This is a genomic window from Dolichospermum lemmermannii CS-548 (genome assembly GCF_028330815.1).
In the GTDB taxonomy this organism is placed as follows: domain Bacteria; phylum Cyanobacteriota; class Cyanobacteriia; order Cyanobacteriales; family Nostocaceae; genus Dolichospermum; species Dolichospermum lemmermannii.
Genome location: NZ_JAQMTJ010000285.1, coordinates 1 through 10,513, shown reverse-complemented (window position 1 = coordinate 10,513; position 10,513 = coordinate 1). Strand labels below are relative to the sequence as shown.

Annotated in this window: 10 protein-coding genes and 1 pseudogene; 7 read left to right on the top strand and 4 right to left on the bottom strand. The window is 38.6% G+C overall.

The window, feature by feature from the left end:
- Positions 1 to 220: 220 nt before the first annotated feature.
- Positions 221 to 748 (top strand): annotated as a pseudogene (locus PN450_RS19850) (chorismate-binding protein); the annotation flags it as partial.
- On the opposite strand, the gene recG reads toward PN450_RS19850, so the two are convergent.
- Positions 722 to 3,187, bottom strand: a complete 2,466-nt coding sequence (gene recG, locus PN450_RS19845) for an ATP-dependent DNA helicase RecG (RefSeq protein ID WP_271837310.1) — start codon at positions 3,185 to 3,187, stop codon at positions 722 to 724. The pseudogene PN450_RS19850 and the gene recG sit on opposite strands and share 27 nt — an antisense overlap.
- Positions 3,188 to 3,215: 28 nt before the next feature.
- On the opposite strand from recG, the gene PN450_RS19840 reads away from it, so the two are divergent.
- Complete coding sequence (locus tag PN450_RS19840; protein WP_233467023.1) at positions 3,216 to 3,371, top strand: hypothetical protein; 156 nt, start codon at positions 3,216 to 3,218, stop codon at positions 3,369 to 3,371.
- A gap of 29 nt (positions 3,372 to 3,400) precedes the next feature.
- On the opposite strand, the gene PN450_RS19835 is transcribed toward PN450_RS19840, so the two are convergent.
- Positions 3,401 to 4,237, bottom strand: coding sequence for a hypothetical protein (locus PN450_RS19835; RefSeq protein ID WP_148762298.1), 837 nt, complete (start codon positions 4,235 to 4,237; stop codon positions 3,401 to 3,403).
- A gap of 45 nt (positions 4,238 to 4,282) precedes the next feature.
- On the opposite strand from PN450_RS19835, the gene PN450_RS19830 reads away from it, so the two are divergent.
- Positions 4,283 to 4,417, top strand: a complete 135-nt coding sequence (locus PN450_RS19830; protein ID WP_271837309.1) for a hypothetical protein — start codon at positions 4,283 to 4,285, stop codon at positions 4,415 to 4,417.
- Positions 4,418 to 4,582: 165 nt separating this feature from the next.
- On the opposite strand, the gene tsf is transcribed toward PN450_RS19830, so the two are convergent.
- Both tsf and rpsB read right to left on the bottom strand, forming a co-directional pair.
- Positions 4,583 to 5,527, bottom strand: a complete 945-nt coding sequence (tsf, locus tag PN450_RS19825; protein WP_148762300.1) for a translation elongation factor Ts — start codon at positions 5,525 to 5,527, stop codon at positions 4,583 to 4,585.
- A 382-nt stretch (positions 5,528 to 5,909) separates the two neighbouring features.
- Positions 5,910 to 6,683 (bottom strand): 30S ribosomal protein S2, encoded by a 774-nt coding sequence (gene rpsB, locus PN450_RS19820; protein WP_015083055.1) that lies wholly within the window; start codon positions 6,681 to 6,683, stop codon positions 5,910 to 5,912.
- A gap of 239 nt (positions 6,684 to 6,922) precedes the next feature.
- Between rpsB and PN450_RS19815 the strand changes: the two genes are divergently transcribed.
- The 4 genes from PN450_RS19815 to PN450_RS19800 all read left to right on the top strand — a co-directional run.
- Complete coding sequence (locus PN450_RS19815) at positions 6,923 to 8,023, top strand: hybrid sensor histidine kinase/response regulator (RefSeq protein ID WP_271837308.1); 1,101 nt, start codon at positions 6,923 to 6,925, stop codon at positions 8,021 to 8,023.
- Between the two features lie 167 nt (positions 8,024 to 8,190).
- Positions 8,191 to 9,252: a D-alanine--D-alanine ligase family protein gene (locus tag PN450_RS19810; protein WP_271837307.1), complete on the top strand. Its 1,062-nt coding sequence runs from the start codon at positions 8,191 to 8,193 to the stop codon at positions 9,250 to 9,252.
- A gap of 69 nt (positions 9,253 to 9,321) precedes the next feature.
- Positions 9,322 to 9,858, top strand: a complete 537-nt coding sequence (locus PN450_RS19805) for a hypothetical protein (RefSeq protein ID WP_168632316.1) — start codon at positions 9,322 to 9,324, stop codon at positions 9,856 to 9,858.
- A 441-nt stretch (positions 9,859 to 10,299) separates the two neighbouring features.
- On the top strand, positions 10,300 to 10,513 hold a 214-nt coding region (locus tag PN450_RS19800), incomplete at its 3' end, for a hypothetical protein (RefSeq protein WP_271837306.1).

Here is a 10,513-nt window from a genome sequence, read left to right as displayed (position 1 = left end):
CTTATAATTATTTCTTGAATATCTCCTTTCACTTATTCATTGACCTCTCCAGGTGGTGTGCATTCTTATTGCTTCTTATTGAGAATAGATATTGATGACATATTTGGTGATTTACTGTTTCTCAAATGCCTTTTTTCACTTTATCTGTTTGTTTTGATGCTCCCTTTGATTTTCATCTCCGTAATTTCCCTCTGTAACATTTTGGGGTGCGGAATGTGGGGTACATCAATTAGTGACGACAATTCGCGGTCAATTACGAGCTAATATGAGTGCCGTAGACTGCATTCGGAACGCCTTTCCTGGGGGTTCTATGATTGGCGCACCTAAGATTAGAACCCTGGAAATTATTGATCGATTAGAGCAAGAAGCACGGGGCGTATACTCAGGGGCAATCGGCTTTTTGGGTTTGAATGGTTCAGCCGATTTAAATATTGTCATTCGTACCGCTGTCCTGACCCCAGAACAAACTTCGATTGGTGTTGGCGGTGGTATTGTGGCACTTTCTGATCCCCAAATGGAGTTTCACGAAATAATGCTGAAAGCTAAGGCATTGATTCAGGCAATGATGATCACAATAAATGGAAGCAATTATCAAAGCATTGTGGCAAGCCCTAAGTGCGAACAATTTACAACAGGGATATGTGCGTTTACGGATCTACCACCTGCTATTTGTATTCCCCTCAATAATTGGGGGGGAGTGCCAACATTGATAACTAAGATTTTACGTCAAAATCGCGCCACCCATTAACCGCTCATACCTATACTTCAACTCATCCTGCATTAATGGCCAACGCGCTAAACTTGCATCCATCTCAATCACCTTTTCCGCTGCTTGTCGTGCTAACAGCAAAATGTCCTCATCTTCCACCAAACTAGCCAAAGTAAAATCCGCTACACCTGATTGGCGAGTTCCCATCACTTCTCCAGGACCGCGAAACCGCATATCCATTTCCGAGATAAAAAAACCATCTTGGGACTGTTCCAACACCTTCAAGCGTTGTTGAGCATCAGGACTTCTAGAACTACTCATTAATAAACAATAAGATTGCGCTGCACCCCGTCCTACACGACCCCGTAATTGGTGCAATTGTGATAAACCAAATCTTTCCGCGTGTTCAATCAGCATCACAGTGGCATTAGGAACATCCACTCCCACCTCAATCACAGTGGTAGAAACGATAATTTGAGTTTCATTATCGCGGAATTTGTGAATTGCTGCTTCTTTTTCGGCTGCAGTCATGCGTCCATGCAATAACCCAATTCGAAAATCAGGAAAAACACTTTCTTGTAACTTTTGATGTTCATCTACAGCCGAACGTAAATCTAATTTTTCCGATTCTTCTACCAAAGGCAAAACTATATAAACTTGTCTACCTTGGGCAACTTCTCGACGGATTAAATCGTAAGCCTGGGGACGTTGTTGACCACTTAACATTGTGGTTTTAATTTGTTGTCTTCCCGGTGGTAATTCATCAATTTGGCTAACATCTAAATCCCCATGTACAGTTAATGCCAAAGTCCGAGGAATGGGCGTAGCTGTCATGGTTAAAACATGAGGTTGTTCGCCTTTTTGCTGTAACTTTGCCCGTTGTTGTACCCCAAAACGATGCTGTTCATCTATGACAACTAAGCCCAAACGTTGAAAATTAACTTTATCTTGAATTAAGGCATGAGTCCCGACTAATAAAGGTAGCTCACCTGTTTCTAACTGAGAATGAATTTCTCTCCTTTTGGCTATTTTTGTCGAACCTGTTAATAATTCAACAGGCAAATGTAGTAAGTTAAACCAACTAACTAACTTACGATAATGCTGTTCTGCTAATACTTCCGTGGGAGCCATTAACGCCGCTTGATAACCTGATTGAATTGCTGCCAAAATAGCAATAACAGCAACCACAGTTTTCCCTGAACCAACATCACCCTGAACTAAGCGATTCATGGCTACAGGTTTTTGTAAATCGGTGAGAATTTCATTAACAACTCGTTGTTGTGCGCCGGTCAGTTGAAAAGGGAGAATTTCGTTAAATTCTTCTAATAATTTACCTGTGGGTGCAAGTATGGCACTAGTTTGAATTTCTCGCGCTTTTTTTTGCCGTTGCAATAAGCCCAGTTGCAAGTAGAAAAATTCATCAAATACTAACCGACGACGAGCGATTTTTAAGGAGTCACTATCTTTAGGAAAATGAATATTAGGAATTGCATCTTTCAATTCCATCAAAGCATATTTTTCCCGTAAACCTTTAGGTAAAGGATCTTTTAAATTCACTGCTGCTGTTAAAGCGATCATCATTGCCTGTCTGACTGTATTAGCCATTACTCCTTCAGTCAGGGCGTAAATGGGAACAACTCGCCCAATAGTGAGAGAATCAATGGTATCTCCTGGATTTGCCAAAACTTCCAATTCTGGGTTATCCAAAGTTAAACCATATTTACCACCTTTTACTAATCCACAAGCTGCTAACATACTACCTACAGGATATAGGCGTTTTAAACTTTCTTGCCAACCACGACTACTAAAACGCGCACCTGCATAAAAACGGGTAACTTTAATTTGTCCAGTATTATCTTTGAGGATTAATTCTAAAATTGATAATTTCTTATTTTTAGGACTGGTGAAAAAATTAAACCGTTTTACCGTCGCTATGATAGTTACTGTTTCTCCTCCTGCCAACTCACTAATATTTACTTGACGGGCATAATCAATATGATCACGAGGATAATAAAATAGTAAATCACGGACTGTATATAAATTTAATCGCCCTAAATTCTCGGATTTTCTGATGCCAATTTCTGGTAAATCTCTCAGTTGTTTATCCAGTGTTGGTGCTAGTCTTTTACTAACTTCGGCAACAATTGGAGTTGTGGGATGTTGATTTTTAGATTCGTAATTTATTTGAGGTCCTTCTGTTTCTAGTTCTTGTTGAAGTTGATTTAGATATCTTCTAACTTCTGCTACTAAATGTTGTCTTTCTGGTAATGTTAAATTTGGATAATTGGCAAATTGCATTCCTACTTGATGCCAGCGGAGTCTTTCTTTTGGTGGTAAAGCAGTTGGGAAATTACCAAAAGTCAAACAAAGAAATTCACTAAAGCGATATTGCTTACCTACTAAATCTATAAAGCCTTTTTCTGCCTCAAATGCTAAGGCTTTATGTAATCTTATCCAATCGGGCATTTCATTAGTCATTGGTTAATTGTCAGTTGTCGGTTGTTAGTTGTTAGTAGGGGCGAAGCATTTGGAAGATAAATTATCGGTCATTGCCAAAAATAGTTCTCCAAATGCTTCGCCCGTACAGTTGTCAGTTGTCAAGGGAGTATGTAGTTTTAATAGATATATATTTTCAATAACCTATACAGGTTCTAATTTTTAATTTTGCACTTTTCATTCCGCCCTGCGGTACTAATCCTCAAACCAACTGGCACGCCAAGCGGCTTCAGCTTCAGCAATTTTAAGTTCTCGTTGTCTTTTTTCATATTCTCGTCCGAGTTTATTCAATTGCATTAAAATATTACGAACTGCCTTGCGTTCTGACAATAGTGTTGCTTCAGCAAATTCTATTTCTCCTAGTCGTAAGTGAATAGCCATAATCTGAGTGAGGCTAGAATCTTCGGAATCTTCCTCATTACTAATTTCTATGACTAAGTTTAATAAATTGGGAGGGCTGGGCATCATATTACTAGAAGCTTCTGAAGAAGCAGCAGCAGCGGTGGCAGCGACTAAAATCGGTTCTGGTAGTTTTTTGGGTAAAACCCCTGTTTTTTGGATGAAGATATTAGCTGATTGGGAGACTTTTTTTAAAGTTTCTTGAATCTCTTCTTCTAAATTTTGTTGCCATTCAACTAGTTCTATGGGGTTAGAAGGATCTAATGCTTGAGGTTGTTGTTCGTTTTCTTCGTTTTCTTCGTTTTCTTCTTCCTCCTCAATTTCTACAACTGCTTCTGTTTGGGTAACTTCTGGAGGTTGAATATAACTAATTAATTCTTTAGCGGCTTGTTGACTTAATTTACGAAGGCTTTGTTGTAATTTTTGCCGTTGATTTAGTGATAAGTTCAGAAATTCATCAGGATACCCTTGGGTACACAGGTAATAACTAGCCAAAATCAATTGTTTTTGTAAGGCTGATCCCAAGGTATTTATATATTTAGTATAGGCTAAATTGAGTTCGTGAGCGATCGCCCTAATCGCCTCTTTTAATTCAGTAATGTCTTTTTCTATCCGTTCAATTGCTCTTGTCATAACTTTAAGCTAATTAGTTGTCGGTTGTCAGTTGTCAGTTGTTGGTTGTTAGTACGGGCGAAGCATTTGGAAGATAAATTATCGGTCATTGCCAAAAATAGTTCTCCAAATGCTTCGCCCGTACAGTTGTTAGTTGTCAGTTGTCAGTTGCTTTCTGTAGTACAAATATACGGATTTTGAATAAATAATCATCATTTAAATAAAATACAGGCCACGCAGAACGCGCTGGCCTGTAAATGGGAATAGTTATTAGTCAAAAATAAAAGTCCATAATCAACAACCAATTATTAAGTATATATTCTTAACAACTGACCACTGACAACTGACCACTGACTAATCACAAAATTACTTAGCACCCATTTGGGCAGCAACTTCATCAGCAAAGCTCATTTCGTTCTTTTCAATGCCTTCACCGAGTACATAGCGCACAAAGCGACTAACTTGAATTTCTTCGCCAACTTTGGATTTTACTTGTTTCACCAATTCTTCTACCGAAATACTTTGATCACGGATATAAGGTTGATCTAGTAAAGTCATTTCTTTGAGGCGCTTATCAATTCTACCTTGAACAATCTTTTCTTTGATGTTCTCTGGTTTATTGCCTAAGTCGTCCTTACCCATTTCGATGTCTTTTTCTTTGGTGACAATTTCGGCAGGGATTTGGTCTACGCTAACGTATTCAACGTTGGGACAAGCGGCAACTTGCATTGCTGCATTTTTAGCCAAACTTTGGAACTCTTCATTAGCAGCGGCTGAAGCACTTTGAGCGGTCAATTCCAATAATACACCAACACGACCACCAGTATGAATATAGCTATCTGCTATTCCTGGTGTATCAGTGGTGAGAGAGAAATTCACAAAGCGCCGAACTTGAATATTTTCACCAAGAGTTGCAATTGTTTCTTTGATGAATTCATCAACAGTGACACTGGACTTTTCAAGATAGGGTTGAGCCAATAAAGACTCTACACTATCAGTGGTTGCAGCTTGTTGTGCCAAGTTCTTAACCAAGGCTTTAAAAGCGTCGTTACGGGCAACAAAGTCGGTTTGGCAGTTTACCTCTATGAGTACACCTACCTGACCACCGGGCTGAATGTAAGTGTCTACTAGACCTTCTGCGGCGATGCGAGCGCTTCCTTTGTCAGCTTTAGCAATACCTTTTTGCCGTAGCCAGGTTATGGATTCTTCGACATCGCCATTATTTTCCTTCAGTGCCTTTTTGCAGTCCATCATGCCAGCACCGGTTTTTTGGCGTAGCTCTTGGACGAGTTTTGCAGATATTTCCGCCATATTGCCTCAATTCTTAACTTGACAGATACAAATATTATTCAAGATTATCAGACGATCAGGACTCATTTGAAAATCATTTAAGAGACTTCCAATCAAAAAAAATATCCCAATCTGTAGTATGGATGTAGGGGTAAAGCGCAGTCCCTTGAAGCCAGGGAATAAATTCCCTGTCTAAAAGCTAAAGTCGGTTAAAACCGACTATTTTAGCGTAAATAGGATAATGATTGACTTTGAGTTAACCAAAGTGCGTTAAAACGCACTTTAGCTTTTACACCGGAACTTAAGTTCTGGGCGGGAATGTTGCAGCCAAACAAATAAGTTATCCCTAGCCTAAGTTGACACCAATGAGAGATGCTAAACCCCTACTTGTTTGCCAGACTACTTATGCTTCGCCTTCAGATTCAGTGCTATCACTTTCATCATATTCATAATCTTCGTCAGCATAATCATCGTAATCTTCTTCTGCTTCTAGTTGACCGTGACGGCCTTCGTAGATAGCATCTGCTAATTTACCAACAATTAGCTTAATGGATCTGATTGCGTCGTCGTTGGCTGGGATAGGAATATCCACAACGTCTGGATCACAATTTGTATCCAACATGGACACAATGGGAATACCTAATTTTTCGCATTCTTGAACTGCGTTATATTCCCGCTTCTGGTCAACAATAACCACGATATCGGGAACTTTCCTCATGTTTTTAATGCCGCCCAAGTATTTTTGTAGCTTCGTCATTTCCCGACGCAGCATAGAGGCTTCTTTCTTTGGCAATAAATCCAGTGCGCCGGTTTCTTCTCTCCGCTCTAAATCTTTGAGACGCTCGGCTCTGGTTTTAATCGTTGCCCAGTTGGTGAGCATTCCACCCAACCAACGTTGGTTAATGTAGTGAGAACCACAACGGAGGGCTTCTTGGGCAATAATTCCGGCTGCTTGGCGCTTAGTACCAACAAACAGGAATTTTTTACCTTGCTCGGATTGGGTCCGCATATAATTATACGCGTTATCCATCAACTGGGCTGTTTGTACCAAGTCAATGATATGTACACCATTTCGTGAGGTGTAGATATAAGGAGCCATTTTAGGGTTCCAACGTCTGGTCTGGTGACCAAAGTGAACACCTGACTCCATCATTTGAGCCAAGGAAACTACTGGCATATTTTGTTACTCCTATTCGGGTTAAACCTCCATCTAGGTGCATTTCTCAATTTAAGAAACACCCGAATTCCCAGATGTGCGGATTTTAGACAACTGTACTAGGGTAACACAAATATATTGAATTTTGTGGTGAACTGGGATTTTTTATTTTCCGTATCATTATTTTAAGGATACTGAAAGAGCTAAAAATCATGCTAATTTAGTAATATAGTTAACATTTGATTACGATAAAAAACTATATGAATACGATTTTAATTATTGAAGATGAAGTTCAAATCAGAAACAATCTTAGGCAGATATTGCACTTGTCAGATTTTGATACATTAGTTGCAGAAAATGGGTTACAGGGTTTAGAGTTGGCTAAAGATAAACATCCTGATTTGATAATTTGCGATTTAATGATGCCTGAGTTAGATGGCTATGATGTATTAACTCAACTGCGTCAGCATAGTGATACTGCAACAATTCCTATAATTTTCTTAACTGCTAAATCAGAGTGGTCAGATTTACGTAAAGGGATGGAACTTGGTGCTGATGATTATTTAACAAAGCCTTTTAATTCTAATCAATTATTGCAAGCGATCGCTACCAGACTGAATCAACAAGCAATATTTGAGCAAAAAACTCAGGAAAAATTGGATAATTTACGCAGTTCTATTACTAATTCACTACCCCATGAAATTAATACCCCTCTCAGTCATATTATAGGAATATCAGAATTATTGACGGCAAACTATGGAGAATTTGACCAGGCAGAAATATTAGAAATGCTACAATATATTCATAAAGCTGGTCAACGCTTGCATAGATTAACTATGAATTTTATCATGTATGCAGACCTGGAGTTATTAGCATCTAACCCGGAAAAAGTAGCAGCACTGAGAAATAATGGAGTTAAAACTTTTGTCACATCAATAGTTGAAAGTGTAGCTGGGGAAATTGCCAAAAAAGCTGATAGAGAAGCTGATTTAACGATTGATATCTCAGATGGTATGGCGCAAATATCTCCTGCAAAAATAGCTAAAATTACTGAAGAAATAATTGAGAATGCCTTTAAATTTTCTCTGCCTAATACACCAGTGAAGATTGTCGGAAATAGTCATAATAATGCCTTTCATTTGTATGTAATTGACTATGGACGTGGTATGACTCAGGAGCAAATTAATAATGTTGGGGCTTATGTCCAATTTGAACGTAAAATGTATGAACAACAAGGTTCTGGTTTAGGATTATTAATTGCTAAAAGATTGGTAGAACTACATGGAGGAAAGTTTTCCATTGAGAGTATCTATGGGGCGCAAACTATTATGAGAATTGTGCTTCCTCAGCCGAAATTTTAAGAAATTCTGGTCATAGACTTGACTAGAAAAGCAAGAGAGAACATTGAGAATATATTCAAAGCTATATCGAACATTTTGGGAAGGGAACAGGGAACAGAAGAAGATGTCAGGGTTTTCAGCATTTTCCCTATAATGGAAATTGTGGATTTGTGGAGATATAGAAAAAAATGACTAAGCTACGGGTGGGTTTACTGTTTGGTGGACGTTCTGGAGAACATGAAGTTTCAATAATTTCGGCACGGGCGATCGCTCAAGCCCTCAGTTTAGAAGAAAATGCTAATAAATACGAAATTTTGGCTTTTTATATCCAAAAAGATGGTGTTTGGCAAGCAGGAGAAGTTGCACAACAAGTTTTAACATCTGGTGTTCCCCAAGAAATCCCCTCCATAACCCCTAATTTATGGCAATTCCCGTCCGAAACTGCCCAAGTTGAGCTTTGGTTTCCCGTTCTTCACGGTCCCAATGGCGAAGATGGTACAATTCAAGGTTTATTGACTTTAACCCAAGTTCCCTTTGTTGGGTCTGGGGTATTGGGTTCAGCAATGGGAATGGATAAAATTGCCATGAAAATGGCCTTTGCCCAAGCGGGACTACCTCAAGTAAAATATAAAGCTGTGACGAGGGCGCAAGTTTGGTCAAATGCTTGTGTATTTCCCAAATTGTGTGATGAAATTGAAGTTGCATTAGGCTATCCCTGTTTTGTCAAACCTGCTAATCTAGGTTCATCGGTAGGAATTGCTAAAGTGCGATCGCGTCAAGAATTAGAAACAGCTTTAGATAATGCAGCCACCCATGACAGACGGATTATTGTCGAAGCTGGAGTTGTGGCCAGAGAAGTTGAATGTGCAGTTTTAGGTAACGACAACCCCAGAGTTTCCGTCATTGGTGAAATTACCTTTGAGAGTGATTTTTACGATTACGAAACTAAATATACCCCAGGGAAAGCCGATTTATTCATTCCTGCAAACTTACCAGAGGTGGTAGCACAACAAATTCAAGATATGGCTTTACAAGCTTTTGCGGCTGTTGATGCGGCTGGGTTATCCAGAGTAGACTTTTTTTATGTGGAAGCTACGGGAGAAATTTTCATCAACGAAATTAATACTTTTCCAGGTTTTACCTCTACAAGTATGTATCCCCAACTCTGGGCTAATACGGATATACCCTTTGCCAAATTAGTAGATCAGTTAATTCTACTAGCAATTTCAAGACATTCTCCAATTAATTAAGGGGATTAGGGAGAGAAGATAGCGGATTAGGTAAAGAGGGAAAATAAATATTTTCCTCTTGTCTAAACAATGATTTGCGTGATTGATGTGATTAACGTGATGGATAATGAGCAAGAGTTTAAAAAAAATAAAGATCCTAGAAAAATTCTCGTCAATCTAGTGAGAAAGTACCCTGGGATCTGGTTCTTGAGTTTGTTCCTAATTCCTATAGGAGTTGCAATTTTTGCATATCATCAACTGAGTTATATTAGCTATGTACCACAAAAAGAACAAAAAGAAACCGCACTTATCCCTGTACAATCAACCATTTCCACATTTTCCGATCCGAGTAATCCTCTACCTTTATGGTTGATAATTGCAGTTATCTTCTGCTGTTCTAGTGGTTCTTTTGTAATTTTCTACCTACTGCAAAACTCAAGAGAAGGCACAAAAGCTATTCAACGCACTCGCAATAGTCAAAAATTGTCCTCGCAGAAACGTCATAAATCCCCAAATTTTCCATCTGACAGCAAAAATTTGCTCATAATTTCGCCACCAGAGAAAATCTATCCCCTCAATACCAATGCGGAATTTGTTAGAGACAGACAAGATTCACGATTCCTCTAGAAACTTGTAAACACAAGATTTTTAAGAAAGTGCCAACTTGGCAACCAAGTTTTAATTACCTAAGTTACATTGATGCAAGATAAACAAATTCAATATTGTGGCTATTAGAGGCTACTACATATTGATTTTTTTCATGCAGTACCAGAGTTTATGCTAACATTTTTCAGGCATAAATAACAATGATTTACAAATAATTGATTGACCATTGATGGAGTCAAAAATAATCACAATAATCAGGTTTGACATTTGCTGCAATGGGAATATTAACCGCATATAGATACTGTTTTTGCTACATTACCCCCCCAATGACTTGACAGTATTTGTATATATTTCTAAACGCTACAGCAGTAAATGTAGAGTGGGAGATTTCAGGCTTTTGGTATGCCTCCTCCCACTCTCTTTTTATTTTGTGTAGGGGTGAAGCATTCGCACGAGAAAAATATGGAACAAACAGATAAACTATATTGGCGAATGCTTCACCCTTCCCACGAGAAAAATATGGAACAAACAGATAAACTATATTGGCGAATGCTTCACCCTTTCCACGAGAAAAATATGGAACAAACAGATAAACTATATTGGCGAATGCTTCACCCTTTCCACGAGAAAAATATGGAACAAACAGATAAACTATATTGGCGAATGCTTCACCCTT